General features: G+C 37.2%; 14 protein-coding genes and 1 pseudogene. All 15 read right to left on the reverse strand.

Features of this window, described 5'->3' with window-relative positions:
* Positions 1-353: 353 nt before the first annotated feature.
* Positions 354-1,151 (reverse strand): sulfite exporter TauE/SafE family protein, encoded by a 798-nt coding sequence (locus tag ACNQGN_RS14635; protein ID WP_417988568.1) that lies wholly within the window; start codon positions 1,149-1,151, stop codon positions 354-356.
* A gap of 323 nt (positions 1,152-1,474) precedes the next feature.
* Positions 1,475-1,882 (reverse strand): (R)-mandelonitrile lyase, encoded by a 408-nt coding sequence (locus tag ACNQGN_RS14640; protein WP_417988569.1) that lies wholly within the window; start codon positions 1,880-1,882, stop codon positions 1,475-1,477.
* A gap of 29 nt (positions 1,883-1,911) precedes the next feature.
* Positions 1,912-2,970 (reverse strand): NAD(P)-dependent alcohol dehydrogenase, encoded by a 1,059-nt coding sequence (locus ACNQGN_RS14645; RefSeq protein ID WP_417988570.1) that lies wholly within the window; start codon positions 2,968-2,970, stop codon positions 1,912-1,914.
* Positions 2,971-3,027: 57 nt separating this feature from the next.
* Positions 3,028-4,110, reverse strand: a complete 1,083-nt coding sequence (locus ACNQGN_RS14650) for an efflux RND transporter periplasmic adaptor subunit (RefSeq protein ID WP_417988571.1) — start codon at positions 4,108-4,110, stop codon at positions 3,028-3,030.
* Between the two features lies 1 nt (position 4,111).
* Complete coding sequence (locus tag ACNQGN_RS14655) at positions 4,112-7,384, reverse strand: efflux RND transporter permease subunit (RefSeq protein WP_417988572.1); 3,273 nt, start codon at positions 7,382-7,384, stop codon at positions 4,112-4,114.
* Positions 7,385-7,399: 15 nt separating this feature from the next.
* Positions 7,400-8,806 (reverse strand): TolC family protein, encoded by a 1,407-nt coding sequence (locus tag ACNQGN_RS14660; RefSeq protein WP_417988573.1) that lies wholly within the window; start codon positions 8,804-8,806, stop codon positions 7,400-7,402.
* Between the two features lie 113 nt (positions 8,807-8,919).
* Positions 8,920-9,819: a helix-turn-helix domain-containing protein gene (locus tag ACNQGN_RS14665; RefSeq protein ID WP_417988574.1), complete on the reverse strand. Its 900-nt coding sequence runs from the start codon at positions 9,817-9,819 to the stop codon at positions 8,920-8,922.
* Positions 9,820-9,896: 77 nt separating this feature from the next.
* Positions 9,897-10,877 carry an aldo/keto reductase gene (locus tag ACNQGN_RS14670; protein WP_417988575.1) on the reverse strand — a complete coding sequence of 327 codons (981 nt, stop codon included), beginning with the start codon at positions 10,875-10,877 and terminating at the stop codon, positions 9,897-9,899.
* A 20-nt stretch (positions 10,878-10,897) separates the two neighbouring features.
* The gene (locus ACNQGN_RS14675; RefSeq protein ID WP_417988576.1) at positions 10,898-11,269 is read right to left on the reverse strand and encodes a nuclear transport factor 2 family protein; all 372 of its coding nucleotides are present in this window, start codon (positions 11,267-11,269) and stop codon (positions 10,898-10,900) included.
* A gap of 63 nt (positions 11,270-11,332) precedes the next feature.
* On the reverse strand, positions 11,333-12,316 hold the full coding sequence (locus ACNQGN_RS14680) for an aldo/keto reductase (RefSeq protein WP_417988577.1): 984 nt from the start codon (positions 12,314-12,316) through the stop codon (positions 11,333-11,335).
* 91 nt (positions 12,317-12,407) lie between these two features.
* Positions 12,408-13,307: a helix-turn-helix domain-containing protein gene (locus ACNQGN_RS14685; RefSeq protein WP_417988578.1), complete on the reverse strand. Its 900-nt coding sequence runs from the start codon at positions 13,305-13,307 to the stop codon at positions 12,408-12,410.
* Between the two features lie 149 nt (positions 13,308-13,456).
* The gene (locus ACNQGN_RS14690) at positions 13,457-14,161 is read right to left on the reverse strand and encodes a 2OG-Fe(II) oxygenase (protein WP_417988579.1); all 705 of its coding nucleotides are present in this window, start codon (positions 14,159-14,161) and stop codon (positions 13,457-13,459) included.
* Positions 14,161-14,915, reverse strand: a pseudogene (locus ACNQGN_RS14695) (SDR family oxidoreductase). The gene ACNQGN_RS14690 and the pseudogene ACNQGN_RS14695 overlap by 1 nt, the downstream one beginning before the upstream one ends.
* 66 nt (positions 14,916-14,981) lie before the next feature.
* Positions 14,982-15,830: a bifunctional helix-turn-helix domain-containing protein/methylated-DNA--[protein]-cysteine S-methyltransferase gene (locus ACNQGN_RS14700; protein WP_417988580.1), complete on the reverse strand. Its 849-nt coding sequence runs from the start codon at positions 15,828-15,830 to the stop codon at positions 14,982-14,984.
* 515 nt (positions 15,831-16,345) lie between these two features.
* Positions 16,346-18,283 carry a glucosamine-6-phosphate deaminase gene (gene nagB / locus ACNQGN_RS14705; protein ID WP_417988581.1) on the reverse strand — a complete coding sequence of 646 codons (1,938 nt, stop codon included), beginning with the start codon at positions 18,281-18,283 and terminating at the stop codon, positions 16,346-16,348.
* Positions 18,284-18,361 lie beyond the last annotated feature (78 nt).

An 18,361-nucleotide genomic window follows, 5' to 3' on the forward strand; every position in this document is an offset into this window, starting at 1 on the left:
ATTTTGGACACCATATCAAATGATAGGCTATATTGTATGTAGCACTTCTGCTTTTCCTCCATCGCTTTTCCATTAAACAAATATATAAAAAAAGTATTTAACTGTCACTTGTATATCCAAAATGATTAGAAGTATTTGCATTTTCAATTCATCCCCCGTCTAAAGACCCAAGTGTATGGGGGCTTTCTTGAAAAATTATCGTAATTTTTTTTTTAAACTTATTTAACTAAAAAACCCACCTCGATTTTATTATTAAAACGAGATGGATATGGTTTCAACATTTCTACTAAAAAGTCCCCACTATCAATATGTTTTTGAAATAGCTTTAGTGGTTATTTAGTTGTTTTAAATTTTTATTTTATAAAAAGTTCTTTGGTTATAATATAAATTCCCATCGCTAAAACAAACCAACCAAAGGCAGGCTTAAGTTTATTTCCGTCAATTTTTTTTGATAACGCTGTGCCTACAAAAATTCCAACAATCGCAAATGTCGAAATGATAAATAGAAATTTCCAATCAATCCAATTTTCACTACCTTCTCCAAAGAAACCAATCAAAGATTTAGCAGCAATAATTACGAGGGAAGTCCCAACGGCTTCTTTCATAGGTAACTTGCTTAAAATTACTAATGCGGGAATAATTAAAAACCCTCCACCGGCACCCACTAATCCTGTGATAACCCCAACTATAGCACCTTCAATTAGTATGAGCGGATAATTAAATTTCTGTTCTTCAGCTTTTTCTTCTCTATTTTTCTTCTCTTTTTTGATCATACTATACGAAGCTGCAATCATTAGTACCGCAAAAAGCAACATCATCAAGAGGTTTTTGGTTACTATAAAATCACCAATAGTTAATATTTCTTTTGGAATGGCGGGAACGATAAAAGCCCTGGTTGTAAAAACAGCAATAATTGAGGGAATACCAAAAACAATAGCTGTTTTAATATTTACCAAACCTTTTTTGAAATAGCCAACAGTACCGACAGCGCTAGTAAGTCCAACAATAAATAACGAGTAAGCCGTTGCCAAAACGGGTTCGATAGCAAATAGATAAACTAATACCGGTACGGTAAGAATACTACCACCACCGCCAATTAATCCTAATGCAACACCAATGAGTATTGATGAAAAATAACCTATATATTCCATAACTGTACAATTTTATACTGCAAAGATTGTCAGTTAAAATTTCGCGGACAGTAACATTTATCACATTGGTAATTTTATTTTTTAGAAATGAATTTGTTTTGGAAGAAAATAAAAAATGGTCTGAATTTGGAGCCGTGGTGTTATGATTTATTAATGATCCTTGAGATTTTTAAAAAACTAAAAAGCCTTTAAATCGTATTGATTTTCAGGCTTTTGTCTTCAATTTAGAGTAATTTCTAGCGGCTACAGAATAGCATAGTGGATTTAATGTTCTTTAATATCGTAAGATAAGTATCTTATTATCTGTTTATGTTTTAGAAATGCTACTGTTTGTAACTGTTGTATTCCTCATCTGTTACTCTTTCCTGCCAATCGACCGCTCCATTTGAAGTAGTGGCGGTAATGGCAATATGCGTTAACGCACTATCCCGTGAAGCGCCATGCCAATGCTTAACATCAGCGGGAATTTTAATAACATCGCCTCTTTGAATCAATTGTATCGGTTTGCCTTTTTCCTGATAATACCCGGTGCCATCTGTCACAATAAGGATTTGGCCTGCCGGATGAGTATGCCAATTGTTTCTGGCTCCAGGTTCAAAGATTACATTACCAATTACAGTATTAAACTCATTTTCATTTACTAATAATTTAATCGATGCATTTCCAGTAAAATAATCAGCTGATGCTTTCTCACCAGGGGGAAAAATCGGGTGCTGTTCTTTGTTAGTCATAATTTGTTTTTTTTTAAACAGGAGGTACTTTAGCTCTTAAGGGATGCCATATCAATTACAAATCGGTAACGAACATCGCTTTTGAGCATTCTTTCATAGGCTTCGTTAATATCCTGAATTTTGATTACTTCAATTTCAGATACAATATTGTGTTCACCACAAAAGTCAAGCATTTCCTGAGTTTCAGCAATGCCACCAATTAGCGAACCTGCAACAGACTTTCTTCCCATTATCATAGGAACAGTATTTAGAATAGGTTCCAAACCACCCAAATAACCTACTAAAACTAAAGTTCCATTGGTGTTTAAAGTTCCAACATAAGGATTTACATCATGCACATAAGGAACGGTGTCAACAATTAAATCGAATTTTTCATTTACTGATTTCATTTGAGTTTCATCGGTAGAAATTACAACGGCATGCGCGCCTAATTCCAAAGCGTCTTTTTCTTTATCAGGTGTTCTGGAAAAAAGGGTAACTTCTGCACCTAAACCTCTGGCCAGTTTTATAGCCATATGACCTAATCCACCTAAACCTACAACAGCAACTTTACTTCCTTTTCCAATTTTCCAGTGGCGAAGTGGTGACCAAGTGGTTATTCCCGCACATAATAAAGGTGCTGTGGCCGCCAAATCAAGATTGGATGGCACTTTTAAAACAAAGCGTTCGTCTACGACAATTTTTTCAGAATAACCTCCAAAAGTCATCCCGCCTAAATGTTTGTCTTCTCCATTGTAAGTACCGATCCATCCGTTGGAACAGTATTGTTCTAGGTCTTGCTTACAGTTATCGCAGCTGTGGCAAGAATCTACTAAACAGCCAACTGCAGCAAAATCACCCACTTTTAGTTTCGTAACTTCGCTTCCTACTTTGGTCACTTTTCCCACAATTTCGTGACCAGGAACAGCAGGATAAGTCGTAAATCCCCAGTCATTTCTTGCAGTATGTAAATCGGAGTGACAAACACCGCAGTACAAAATTTCGATTTCAATATCTTTGGCAGTAGTATTTCTGCGCTGGATATCCATTTGTTTTAAAGGAGCATCTGCTGCTACCGTACCGTAAGCTTTTACATTTGTTGTTTCCATTTATTAAATTTTTAAAATTGGTATTTATGATTTCTTTTTTTGTTGAAAATTTAAGAACTAATTTAGGACAGTTCCATCCTTAATCTCTTCGTTTGCCTTAGTAAGCAAAATATCCTGCTGTTGTAGCAAATTGCTAAACACTTCGGTACGGTCATCAACTTCAAGTCCAAGGCTTACTTTTATATGTTGGGCCTTTTTGTTAACTACTCTTATTACGTAGATACCTTCTCCAGTGTTTACAACTGCCGTTTTAGGAACTACAAAAGTTTCATTTTTGCTATTAAGTGGCAGAAGCACTTCAGCAACCATTCCAGGGAGTAATTTTCCCTCGGAATTTAGTACATCCAGTTCGACACGTTCGGAACGCAGTTTGAGGTCTAGCGCTCCAGACATTCTGCTAATTTTAGCCTTGAATTCATCGCCACGTAAAGATACCACATTAAATCCAATCCAATCACCCACTTTGAGATAACCAGTGTACGCTTCAGGTACAGATACCGATAAACGCAGTTTCTTTTGGTCTTGCACCGTGAGAAGGGGAACCTGAGCTCCCTGCCCCACATAAGCACCGGTGTTGACATTGCGTGCCGTTACTTTACCATTAAAAGGGGCTCGTATCTGCAGATAGCTTTGGATGACTTTAGCTTCTTTGTACCCCGCACGGGCAGCTGCTAATTGGGCAAAGTCAGAATTTTTTTTAGACAAAGCCAATTCCAAATCATTTTTGGAAATAGTTCCTTCGACCTTGCTCGTTTCAAGTATGCGTTGGTAGGTGCTGTTGCTAGCGGTATAGATTGCTTGCTGCGAATGCAGGCGGGATTCTGCTGCAGCTAACTGCGAACTGATCTCTGGTGCCTCTAATTCGATAAGGAGTTGTCCTTCTATTACTTCAGAGCCAATATCTACTTTCAGAGCCTTAACATAACTGCTTACTTTAGCAAATAAATCCACCTGACTAAAACCAGTTAATTCGGCTGGTAATCGCAATTCGGTGGTCAGTTTTGCTTTTGCTAAAGGAAAGGTTTCCAGTATTGGTTCTGTTTCAGTAATAGCGGCTTCTTTTTTATTCGAATTGCAACTGCTAAGAAAAAAGAGTGCTACACAAAATAGCGAGGTCAATTGTAGTATGTTAGTTTTCATATTATGATTTTAACGATGATATATAATGTACGCTTTCTTCATCTTCAGGATCTAGAGAAATAGATTGCGTGGTTGTTTTTTCCTGTGCCCAGGCAAAAATTAGAGGCAAAATTAACAATACGGCAAAGGTCGAAAATAATAATCCTCCAATAACGGCCCTTCCTAGTGGAGAAACCTGATCACCACCCTCGCCATGACCGATGGCCATCGGTAGCATTCCGGCAATCATAGCTACACTCGTCATGATAATTGGTCGAAGTCGCAAAGCTGCAGCTTCTCGCGCCGATTCCAAAGCATTACCGTTGCGTTTTCGTAATTGTTCGGCATTGGTAACCAATAAAACGGCATTGGCTATTGAAACTCCGACTGACATGATAATTCCCATATACGATTGTAAATTTAGCGTTGAGCCCGTAATGGTTAGCATTAATAAGGCTCCTAATACTACCGCAGGAACGGTTGTTAGAATTACTAAAGAAACTTTGAACGATTGAAAGTTAGCGGCTAGCATTAGGAAGATTACAAAAATGGCAACCAATAATCCGATTTGTAAACTGCTTAATGTTTCATTCAATACTTTACTCATGCCAATTGGTTCGATGAATAAACCACGTGGCAATTCGCCCAGGGAACTTACCGCTGCTGCAACATCTTTTGTAGCTGTACCTAAGTCGGTTTGGTTGATGTTTGCCGTAACTGTAATATAAGGCATAGCTCCTAAATTATCATTTTCACCATTTACAAACGCAGGTGTAATTTTGGCTACATCACTCAAAACAGGACGAAGTGAATTTCTTAATACAGGAATTTCTCCAATATCAGTTTTACTTTTCATTTTATTTAAAGGTACTTGTACCTGAACATTATAGGATAATCCCGCTTTTTCATCAACCCAAGTGTTTTTTTCTGTGTATCTTGAGGAGGATGTGGAGGCAATTAGCGAGCGCGAAATGTCACTCATATCGACACCTAATTCGGCAGCACGGGTTCTGTCAATATCAATATTCAAAGCAGGATAATGAATTGGTTGGCCAATCTGCACATCTCTTAAATATGAAATACGCTGCAACTTTTCGACAATTTTATTGGCGTATGCTTCATTTCGTTTTTTGTCTTTTCCGGCAATTCTAACTTCAATTGGAGTAGGAGAGCCTTGACTCAATACTTTATCAGTAAGCTCTATGGGTTCAAACGAAATTTTTACATCGGGAAGAATTTTTTTAATACGAGCTCTAAAATCATCTTTGAAAACATCCATGTCGACATGGTAATCTTTCAAACTAACTTGAAAAACAGCTTCGTGTGAGCCAGCCATGAATAAATATATTGGATTAATGGAGAACTGTGATGGGTGTTGTCCCACATATACCGATGAAATTCCGATATGCTCTTTGCCTACCATTTTGTTTAATTCTTTCAGCACTAAAACTGCTTTTTCTTCAGTTCGCTCTAAGCGTGTTCCGTCGGGAGCTCTCAATCTGAGCTGAAACTGACTCGAATTTACCTTGGGAAAAACATCCTTTCCAATGTAAGTGATCAATACCACAGCTAAAAGTGTAAGCCCGATAAGATAGGTCAGACTGGTTGCTTTTTTATGTGGAAAAAGACGGTCTAAGGTTTTCATAAATCGAATTCTGAATCTTTCAAAAACACTTATTTTTCCATCAGCATTAAAATCGTCTCTTTCAATCATTACTTTTTTTTGACTGATAAGATCTTTTTCAGATTCGGGAGTTAAGCCACAGGCATTAAACTCTGCTTCATCGTCTGTAATGTTCGGGGCATGTGCCGTTTTTGGATGTTCTTTCATCAGCCAATTCGCCATAACAGGGACAAAAGTTTGAGATAGCAAAAACGAAAAAATCATTGAAAACCCAATTGCTAATGCCAGTGGTAAAAATAATGCTCCAGGAATTCCAACCATTGTAAAAGCAGGAGCGAAAACGGCCAAAATACAAAGTAAAATAAGCAGTTTTGGCAATGCAATTTCTTTACAGGCATCCCAAATGGCGAGTGCCTTAGGTTTTCCCATGTCCAGATGTTGGTGAATGTTTTCAATGGTTACCGTACTTTCATCTACTAAAATCCCGATGGCCAAAGCGAGTCCGCTCAAAGACATCAGATTGATGGTTTGTCCGAATAATTTCAGAAATAAAACGCCGGAAATAATGGATATGGGAATCGTTAAAATCACGATTACAGCGGCTCTTCTGTCACCAAGAAATAATAAAACCATTAAGCCCGTTAACACTGCTCCGATAATTCCTTCTACAATTAAACTTTTAACCGAATTAATGACGTAAACAGATTGGTCAAATTCGTATGTTAATTTTACGTCTTCAGGCAATGTACTTTGAATTTTCGGCAATTCAGACTTGAGTTTCTTAACTACATCCCAAGTCGAAGCATCTCCCGCCTTTGCAATACTAAGGTAAACCGAACGTTTTCCGTTTACCAAAGCATATCCTGCAGTAATATCGGCACCATCTTTTACGGTGGCGACATCACCTAAAGTCAGGTTTTGAACGCTACCTTTAAACAATGGAATTTTCTCGAAATCTTTAACCTCTTTAATGGTGTTGTTAGTAGGCGTAATGTAGTTTTTATCACCAATCCGCACGTTTCCAGAGGGAGCTGTCTGGTTGTTTAGTCGTATCGCTTCTACAATTTGATCCGGTGTTAAACTATGGGAACGCAATAAATCAGGATCTACGTTAACCTCGATTGTTCTTGGACTTCCGCCAAACGGAGCTGGTGATAGCAAACCCGGAATTGAAGTAAAAGAAGCACGCACATACACGTTTGCTAAATCCTGCAATTCATTGTTTGATCTAATTTTGCTGCTTAAAACCAATTGTCCGATAGGTAAAGAGGAAGCATCAAAGCGAATGATAAATGGGGGCTGTGTTCCCGGAGGAAATACCGCTTGAACCCGATTGGATAGCGCACTTAGTTCGGCCGCGGCTTGCGCCATATCCGTGTTTTCATAGTAGGTGAGTTTCATAATCATCAAACCTTGAATATTTTTGGTTTCGACTGATTTTATGCCATTGGCAAAAGGAAGAATATTGACATAATTTTTAGCAAAATAAGCTTCCATTTGGTCCGGAGTATACCCGCCGAAAGGATGTGCAATATAAATTACGGGCAAATTCATTTTAGGAAGAATATCTACCTTTATGTCTTTGATTGCACTAATACCAAAAAAGAACAAGCCAGCTACAAGGACCAGGACTGAAATCGGTTTACGGAGTGCAAATTTTATTAAGTTCATAGTTCGGGATTAAGTTTAAAATTCATTTATAAACAAATTGAAATCTCCAGTTGCCGCAGCTTTCAATAGCAAGGCTTGCCATACGTTTGTAAAAGCGATGTCCTTGTCGGTCTCTGCACGATTAAGTGTAAACAAGGCTGTGGTTGCATCTGTAAATGTTGTCAAGCCATTGTTGTAAAGTGTCAGTCTTTGTAAGTAGGCCAGTTTTGCTGCACTTACCTGTATAGGAGCTTCATTGAAATTTTGTAAAGCAAATTCTATCCTAGCATTTGCAACATCTTCTCTGGCACGCAATTCTAAGTCAATAGCCTTGTATTCCGCTTCAAGACCTTCCGTGATCAACTTCTGGGAACTCGTTTTTTTATTGGAACGTGCTATTGTGGTAAGGTTCCAGACTAATCCTACACCAAAAAGGTAATTTTGTCTTGTAGGGGTGATACCATCAAAATAATTACGTGTATAAGAAGTTTGGTCAACAGCATAATCAGCATTGAAACCTGAAGCTCTGGTCTGATATATTCCGAACAGCGTAAAAGAAGGCAGAAATTCTTTTCTGAATAGTTTTTCCTGTTCTTTACTTTGTATAATACGGCTTCTAAAATATTGTCTTGTCAAATGACTAATTGTATCTGCAGCTGTTTTAGCTACAAGTTTAATGGGAACTTTATTGATGAATGTGGTATCCGTTGCAAAATCCACCGGTTCTATTCCCATCAATTGCACTAGTTCATTGTTTTGGATCTTTACCTGCTCTTTTATTAGGTTGAGTGCTATCTTGGCGCGGGATACTTCTGCAGATGCTGTTGTAGCATCAACTCCTGGCAGTAAGCCATTCTTTACCTTTTCACTCACATTGTGATGAAAAACTTTAGCGCGTTCAAGATTTTTGCTTTGGGAAATAAGTATCCTTTGACTGGCAAGCAGATTGAGGTACGCGCTTGAAATTCTTACTTTATGTTGAAAAAGCTCCTGATCATAATCCTTTTGGTAACGCTCAGCATCAGCTTTAGCTACATTAATTCGTTGTTTCATTCGTCCAAAAGTGAAAAATTCCCAATTGACATTTACAAGATATAATGCACCAAATGACGCATTCCAGTTTTGATTGGAAAGCGGAATTCCCGATGAAGCAACTCCAAGCCCTCCTAAACCATAAAGTGGTCCATTTTGGCCGTTTATGGTGCCATAATCTTGCTGTGCCGATAGATTAATATTAGGAAGATAATCGCTCTTTACTTGCGCTATATTCTCTCTTGAAGCTTCCGCATACTTACTTTTTGCAACAACTAATCCATAATTGCTTACTCCTTTGTCTATGGCTTCTTTAATGCCTAAACTTTGACCGTAGGCACTGGTGAAATTGCAGAACAGTATCAAAAAATAGATTTTTGCAAGGTTTCTCAAATTAATATTAGATTTCATATTTTACATACTTAATTAAGGTTTTGCCTCTTTTTTACATCATTTTTAATTCTGTAAAATTATAATAGCGTCAATCTTTATAAAAACAATAATGAAACAAAAACTTACGAAAATCAAACATTCCTGAATTTTACAGGACTTATTTGAACGTGTTTTTTGAAGAAATTATTAAAGTGGGTTAATTCATTAAAACCTAAGGCAAAACCGACTTCAGATACCGTCCAGGAAGTTTGTTTCAAAAGTATTTTTGCTTCTTGCAATAGGCGCTCGGCAATAATTTGCGAAGTAGTTTTATCGGTGGTTTCTTTTATGGCACGGTTAAGATGATTGACATGTACATTCAGTTTTTCTGCAAAATCAGAAGCCGATCGTAAGTTTACACTTTGATGTGCATCGTCAATAGGGAACTGCCGTTCCAAGAGCTCTAAAAATAAAGTTAAAATCCTTTGAGAAGCATTGAATGGCTGTTTAGTCATTGGTGAAGAAGGCTGCATTTTCATTACAAAATGGATAATTTCGCTTACCACAGTACGAAGGACATCGTATTTATGGATATAAGCCGAATCGATCTCATCAAACATACGCAGATATACTTCGTTCAATAGTTTTACCTGTTCATCGTTTAGTTCAAAAACGTGATTGCCATCAGGCTGAAAAATGGAATATTGGTTGAGGTTCCCGTACTGATGAAAAAAAGCCTGATCGAATACGCAAAAAAAGCCACTCCGTATACCGTCAGTATGTTCCCAACTATACGGAATTTGAGGATTGGAAAATACCAACGCCTGCTTTTTTAGTTCGATTACTTTATCGGCATATTCAATTTTACTTTCGCCAATAAGCAAGGTTATTTTGAAATAATCCCTGCGTTTATACGGTACGGGCTTTGCCTGTTTGCCTATATAGCTCTCCAGTTTAAATACATTAAAATGTCCTATTTGATTAAGAATGTTTTCGGGCATCCAATCGTATTTTCGCTTATAAAAATCAGCTATAGTTTCTACGTTATTCATTTTTTTTATAGTGTAAAATTCAAAAATTTCCAATTTCCTTTATCCGTTTACGCCTTCAATTTCTTTGCTATTGATTTTTATTTCCCAACCCTTTTTTGCAAATGTTCCGGGTAGCGCGCTCCCTGAATTTTTATGTGATTGGCAGCTTCTTCAATTTGCTGTAAATCAGAAGAAGTAAGCGCAACAGCAGCCGCTCCGGTATTTTCTGTCAATCGGTGCAGTTTTGTAGTACCAGGAATAGGTACAATCCATGGTTTTTGCGCCAGCAGCCAAGCCAATGCTATTTGAGCAGGAGTTGCATTTTTCTGTGTCGCTATAGTGTTCAGTAAATCTACCATTGTCTGATTGGCTTTTCGAGCATCTTGTGAAAATCGGGGAACGATATTTCTGAAATCCGTGCTGTCGAAAGTGGTGTTCTCGTCAATCTTTCCAGTAAGAAAACCTTTCCCTAGCGGACTGAACGGTACGAAGCCAATACCTAATTCTTCAAGGGTCGGAATGATTTTCAGTTCGGGTTCTCTCCACCAAAGTGAGTATTCACTCTGTAGTGCGGTTACAGGCTGTACAGCATGGGCACGACGGATTGTTTCCACGCCAGCTTCAGAAAGACCAAAGTGTTTTACCTTGCCTTCTTTAATTAAATCTTGTATGGTCCCAGCAACATCTTCGATCGGCACATTTGTGTCTACACGGTGTTGGTAAAACAAGTCAATTGCATCTGTTTTTAAATAGAACAACGATTTTTCAGCCACGGCTCTAATTCGTTCTGGCCGGCTGTCTTGACCTTGGCTGGAATCTCCTTCCTTAAATCCAAATTTAGTTGCTATAACTACTTCCTTACGAAAAGGCGCCAAGGCTTCTCCTAACAATTTTTCGTTATCGGCACCATATGCTTCAGCAGTATCAAAGAAAGTTACCCCTTGCTCATAGGCAGCTCTGATTAACTTAATGGCTTCTTCTTTATCTGTTGCCGGGCCATACCCAAAACTAAGTCCCATACAGCCTAATCCAAGTGCTGAAACTTCCAATCCGCCACTTCCAAGTTTTCGTTTTTGCATGATTTCTTTTTTTTTAGTAATTAAAAATTTCCTAGTGTGGTATGAAGATTAGCCAATTTCCACTTCTCGTTTTTCGTGGTGTACACTTCTGTATATACAAGCTTGTATACACTGCCACCATTGATTGTAAACGTTGCTTTTCCTACTAAAACGGCAGTGCTTCCGTATAGTTTGACAGCATGTTCTTTAAGTTCAATTTTATCATATACAAAACTTCTGGATCTCATTTGACTAATCCATTCTTTTTTGGAGGTGATCTGTCCTGTGATGTGGATAAAAACTAATTCATCATCAAACAAATCTTCGACTAAATCTATCTTTCCTTGGGTTTTCCAGGAAAATTTTTCCAGCGATAAATTGAGGATTTCAGTTTCAGCTTTTGATTGTGCCATTGTGCTCATTTGTATAAACATTGAGATTAGAATAAATAATGTGAGAAGGCGCAAATTCAAGACTTAATCTTCTGACATTGAAAGTAGCTCTTCATTAAGCCTGGCTCCCTGCACAGAAATTTTCGACATTTTCGTATCAATTTCCAGAAGATCTTCTTTTGTCAATTCCACCTGCATAGATTTGATATTATCCTCGATGTATTCTACTTTGTCCATGCCCGGAATAGGTATAATCCATGGCTTTTGTGCCAGCAACCAAGCCAGGGCTATCTGAACAGGTGTGGCATTTTTTTTACTTGCCATATTCCGAAGCATTGTAACAACAGGCATGTTGGCTTTTATAGCTTCTGGTGAAAAACGAGGGAAATTGGCACGTAAGTCGGTGGCACTATCAAATTTGGTGTCGGTTGTTATATTGCCTGCAAGGAATCCTGTGCCAAGAGGTCCCCAAGGCACGAAACCAATTCCAAGTTCTTCGCACGCTGGTAAAACTAATGCTTCAGGTTCTCTTGTCCAGATAGAATACTGGTTTTGAACAGCTGCTACCGGATGTATCGCGTGTGCACGACGAATGGTCTGGGCGCCCACTTCCGAAAGACCATAGTGTCTGATTTTGCCCTCTTGTATTAAATCTTTTAGCGTACCTGCCACATCTTCAATGGGTACATTAGGATCAACACGGTGTTGGTAGAATAAGTCGAGATAGTCTGTTCTGAGGCGTTTTAAAGATTCCTCGGCTACTTTTCTGATATGTTGAGGGCGGCTATTAATTCCAGTGTCTGAAATCATCCCAAATTTGGTAGCAATGATTGTCTGTTTTCTAAAAGGTTGTAAAGCTTTGCCGACCAATAGTTCATTGGTCAATGGACCATAAGCTTCGGCAGTGTCAAAAAAGGTGATACCTTTTTCAAATGCTGCGCGGATGACATGAATGCCTTCAGTGGTGTCAACCGCTTTTCCTGTTCCGAAACTCAAGTTCATGCAACCCATTCCCAGGGCTGAGACTTCTAATCCGCTATTTCCAAGTGTGCGTTTTTGCATTTCCATATCCTCAAAATTTTAATTAATAAATTAGGATACAAAGGTAGAATGGGGCTAAGGGATAGAATAACGAAAAAGAAACGATAGTTTACGAAAATCAAACATTTCGAAACTTTGTAGGGCTTAGTTGAACGTGTTTTTTAAAAAAATTATTAAAGTGGGTTACTTCAGTAAAACCTAACGCATATGCAATTTCAGATACGGTCCATGCAGTTTGTCGCAACAGAATCTTTGCTTCCTGTAGGAGGCGTTCGGCAATTATCTGTGAAGTGGTTTTATCTGTAGATTCTTTTATGGCCCTGTTGAGATGATTAACATGTACGTTCAACTTTTCGGCATAATCAGAAGCAGAGCGAAGACTTACTATTTGGCGCGGATCATCAATAGGGAATTGACGTTCCAGCAATTCCAAAAATAAGGTTGAAATACGTTGAGCAGCATTCAAAGGATGTTTGGCTAAATTCTGTGAAGGAGCCATTTTCAAAGCAAAGTGAACGATTTCAAAAACAATGGTTCTAAGGACATCGTATTTGTATGCGTATTCTGAATTAATTTCCTCAAACATACGCTCGTAAGTCGCGCTTAATATTTTTACCTGCTCGTCGGTGATTTCAAAAACATGGCTGCCATCCGGCTGAAAAAGGGAATAATGGTTGAGGTTTCCATACTGATGAAAAAAGGCCTGATCAAAAATGCAAAAATAGCCATGGTGAATATTATCAGTATGTTCCCAACTATAGGGAATTTGCGGATTAGAAAATACCAGAGCCTGTTTTTGGATTTGAATAGCTTTATCAGCATATTGGATAGTACTTTCGCCCACTAACAACGTTATTTTAAAATAATCTCTTTTTTTGTAGGGTACCGGTTTGGTAGTATTACCACTAAAAGGTTCTAATTTGAATACGTTAAAATGTCCAATTTCTTTCTGCAAAGCATCGGGCATGAAATCATACTTTCTTTGGTAAAACTCTTCTATGGTTTCTACTGCATTCATTTTATAAAATTACGAATTTCAAATAAAAAAAGACTAAGTTTTTGTAAAAAAAATAAATACCTCATTATGGCTTTCCTGCAAAATTTGTTAAAAACAAAACTCCAAATTCTTAAATCGCTGTCGTTTATTTTAAGATGCTTTATGATTTTCTAACGTAAAGCATCGTGAAAAATAATTCCCAAAGTATGTCGTTCGCCACTATGAATTTCACTTACGCCGTGTTTCATATTTACACGATAGTACCCTTTACTGCCTTTAACCGGTCGAAAGTTAGTAGTAAAAATTAACATGTCTCCTTTCTTAGGTTTTAATACTATGGCTTTTGATTGTGCTCTCGGTGTTTGTTGGGTCAAAACAAATTCACCACCTGTAAAATCTTGGTCTTGTTCGTTTAAAAATAAAACAGCCTGAATTGGAAAATAGACATCCCCATACAAATCCTGGTGCAAGGTATTGTGGCCGCCTTTGCCATATTTTAAAATCAAAACGGTTGCTTCCAGTTGCTTATTTTCGATACACCGTTTCAGAAGGTCTTGATGTGAATCAGGAAAGACTGTTGGAATATTTAACACTTTCATCCAGGTATTTGCAATTGGAGCAAGTTTTGGATATACGCTTTCTCTAATGTTTTGAATAAGATTAGGCAGAGGATAATTGAAATATTTATATTCTCCCAAACCAAAACGGTAGCGCTCCATCACTACCGTTTTTCTGTAAATATTTGGATCGTCGTAGCATTTTGTCAATGTGATGCATTGTTCGCTTGTTAAGAGTTTAGAAATGATAGCAAACCCCTTTTCGTGCATTTCGTTAGCTATGTTTTGCCAATTTATTGAGGCTATTTTTTCTTCCATTATTTAGTATTTGATAATCCACCATCAACTAAAATTTCTGCTCCGTGAATATAGGAAGCATCATCAGAGGTAAGAAAAAGAGCTACTTTTGCAATTTCCAAAGGCTCCCCAAAACGTTTAAATGGAAGTGTCGGAATTATTCCCTCAACTGCTCCTTCTATCTGGTTAGTTGTAAGGCCAGTATTATTGAAAATGTTTGTTTTGATATAACCTGGACTTATTCCATTTACTCGTATTTTCCTTATTGTGCATTCAGAAGCAAATGTTTTTATAAAGGATTGAACTGCGGATTTCGCAGCAGAATAAATGGAGAAATTTTCTATTCCAAATGCTGTTACAAAAGAAGTGTTTAATAGTATTGAACCTCCTTCATTCATTATTGGTAACATTTGTTGAACGGTAAAAAATGTTCCTTTTACTAACAGATTAAATAATTCATCAAAATGATTTTCGTTCACCATTTCAATTGGAGCAAACTTGCCATAGCCAGCATTTACAAATAAAATATCTAATTTATTTGTGTGCAGCTTTATCTGTTTTTGTAAATCAAAAATATCCGATGTCTTTCCTGCATTTGACACAATTCCAAAGGCATTTGGACCTAAACGATTTACGGCCTTGTTTACTGTTTCTTGGCTGCGTCCCGTAATGATTACAATCGCTCCTTCTTTAATAAATTCTTGTGCTGTAGCAAATCCCATTCCGTTTGTTCCCCCCCCGTAATTAAGGCAACTTTGTTTTTACATTTTTGCATATTTGTTTAATTTGAAATGCAAATATTCACATAGTTGAGTAGCGGTAAAACCCGAAACTTGCTAACTTAAAATTCCGAATGTATTTTTGTCCCCTCCCAACCAATAATCGCTGTTTTTCTCGTGTTGCCCCACATATAACCACCAAGTATTCCTGTGGATTGAATAACACGATGGCAAGGAATTAAGAAAGCAACGGGATTGCTTCCAATTGCAGTGCCTACCGCTCTTGAAGCATTTGGGTTTTTAATTTTATTGGCAATAGCTCCGTAGGTTGTAAGTTGTCCAACTGGAATTTTTAGAAGTGTTTGCCAAATTTTTAGCTGAAAATCTGTTCCTTTTAAGTGTAGTTTTATTTGGGTAAGTTTTGTCCAATCGTTAGTAAAAATACGGATTGCATTTTGCTGAATTAAATCAACCATTGGTCTGAAATGAGCATTTGGAAAATGGTTTTGCATTGTTAAAAGTGAAATAGATTCGTCATCGGAAAATGCCATATAACAAATTCCTTTTTCGGTGGATGCCACTATAATGTTTCCAAACGGACTTTCAGCAAAACTATAATTTATAACCAATTCTTTACCTCCATTTTTGTATTCTGCGGGGGTCATGCCTTCTATATTGATAAACAAGTCGTGTAATCGCCCCGTACCTGAAAGTCCTGTTTCGTGAGCAGTTTCAAAAAGTGTTGCTTGATTTTCTTTTAATAGTGTCTTGGCATATTCTACGGTTGTGTATTGCAAGAATTTTTTTGGGCTTGTCCCTGCCCATTCGCTAAAAAGGCGCTGAAAATGAAATGGACTTAAATTAACTTTCTTTGCAACTTCGTCAAGATTCGGTTGGTCTTTAAAGTTTGTTTTGATATACTCGATTGCCGCCGCGATCCGTTTATAATTGATATTTTGCTGTTCGGTCATTGTATTCAAATTTTTTTTAAAGCAAAGATCGAAAGAAATTTGCCGGTATAAAATCCGAAACTTGCTAATGTTTGCCTATCCCAAAATAAATTTACCTCATTTTGTTACCGCTATACTTTCCTTCTGAAAAATATTCAGCGTCTTCATCAGTTACAAATAAATGAGTTTGGGCGTTAAAACGCTCAGACCTACAAGTGGTCCGTTCTGAAGTTATTTTTGTGCTTATTGTATGGTTTTAAATAAGTCCATTTTTGTCTGTTATATTTCGAAAAGGATGTTATTATGACTCAATAAATCATAATTTATTGGTTTTTTTTCTGCGTTGGTACTATTTTCTTTGTGAATTTCTTCACTCTATTTGATAAGGGTAGTTGGGTGCTCTTTACAAATTAAGTAAGTTGTTTATTTCCAAACCTTACGCCGGTTTTTTAGATAGCGATAACAAAACTCAGAATGAAACCAATTGGGTGTAGTTCTCAAACGGAGTTTTGTTACCAGAATCTTATTTATTATTTTTAATAATCAAAACGTTTAAAGGCTTCAATAGCTTCATATTCGGCCAAACCTAGATTATCATACAGTTTTGCGGTGTTTTTGTTGCGATCTTCTGCTCTAACCCAAAATTCTCGGGAGTCATTTCCTTGAAACATTACCCTGTCTTTTTGAGATTGGTGGTATAAAATAGCATGTCTTTTTAACAAAACTTCATCTGGGCTTAATGGTACAGCCATGTCGATTTCGTGAATGTCCCATTCATGCCAGGCACCTCTGTACAACCACAACCAACAATCATTCATGTAAGACTCTGGTTTCAATTGTTTCATTGCAGCAAATATGGCATTCAGACAAACTTCGTGAGTGCCGTGCGGATCTGCTAAATCTCCAGCAGCAAAAACCTGATGCGGTTTTATTTTTGCAATAATAGCTGCAACTATTGCTATGTCTTCAGAACCCAATGGGTTTTTCTTTACGCGGCCAGTTTCATAAAAAGGAAGATCTAAAAAGTGTGTGTTTTCATCTTTTAGCCCAATGTATCTTGTTGCGGCGTACGACTCGCGACGTCTGATAAGGCCTTTTAGTTTTCGGACTTCAAGGGAATCAATTTGATTTTCCGTTTTTTTGTTTATGAAATTTATTACCGCTGGAAAATCAATATTGCAATGTGCTTCTCCAATAAAATCGTTGCATACTTCCGCAAATTTCAATGCCTCATCATCTGTAACTGCTATATTTCCAGATGTTTGATATACTACATGTACGTCATGTCCTTGCTTTATTAATTTAGAAAAGGTTCCTCCCATAGAAATGACATCATCATCAGGATGTGGACTAAAAAGGATTATTCTTTTCTTTGCAGGATTAGCTCTTTCTGGTCTATTTGAATCATCTGTATTGGGCTTTCCACCAGGCCATCCGGTTATGGTATGCTGCAATACATTAAACATATTAATATTCAAATCGTAAGCAGATCCTTCTTGTGCCAAAAGATCTGACATTCCGTTATTGTTGTAATCTCTATCAGTCAGTTTTAAAATCGATTGTTTTGTTTCCTGGCAAAGCCAAACAATCGCTTTATTTTTTAGTTCTTGTGTCCAAATACATTCTCTAACCAACCACGGAGTTTCAAATCTGGTTAATTCTGATGCAGCAGATTGGTCTAAAACGAAAGTAGCGTTGGTATGATTTTGCAAGAATGTAGCGGGAACCTCTGAACTTATTTCTCCCTGAATAGTTCTCTTTATGATAGAAGCTTTATTTTGGCCCCAAGCCATTAATACAATTCTTTTGGATCTCAAAATGGTAGAAACTCCCATTGTGATGGCTCTTTTAGGAACATTGTCAATTCCATTAAAATCAGAAGATGCATCAATCCTTGTAATATGATCCAAAGTGATTATTCGGGTTCCGGAATTGATATGGGAGCCTGGTTCATTGAAACCCACGTGTCCCGTACGTCCAATTCCCAATAATTGGAAATCAAGTCCTCCGGCATTTTTTATTTTCATTTCATAAGTAATGCAATATTGATTCAGCTCATCAATGGCGACCGTACCATCAGGAATATTCACATTCTCCGGTTTAATGTCTATGTGATTAAAAAGATGCTGATGCATGAAATAATGATAGCTTTGATTGTTTTCTTTTGTCATTGGATAGTATTCGTCCAAATTGAAAGTTATTACATTGCTGAAGCTTAGTCCTTCTTCCTTATGCAATCGCACCAGTTCTTCATAGACCTTTATTGGCGAAGAGCCTGTAGCCAGGCCAAGAACACATGGTTTGTTTTTGGCTTGTTTAGAACTGATTAATGCTGCTATTTCTTGTGCGACAATTTTTGAGGCTTCAACAGAATTTTTAAAAATTTCATTATGAATTTTTTCGAATCTCGTTTCTTCAAATTTACCGGCACTTTTATAACTGATGTCAGGTTTAATTTCTAAAACATTTTTCATTTTTTTTTTATTTGCGTTAATTACTTAATTTTTTATTGTTTTGTTTCTATAAGTAGTCCTATTTTGGTTGCCGTCGAG

Source organism: Flavobacterium rhamnosi (assembly GCF_048286515.1).
Taxonomy (GTDB): Bacteria; Bacteroidota; Bacteroidia; order Flavobacteriales; family Flavobacteriaceae; genus Flavobacterium.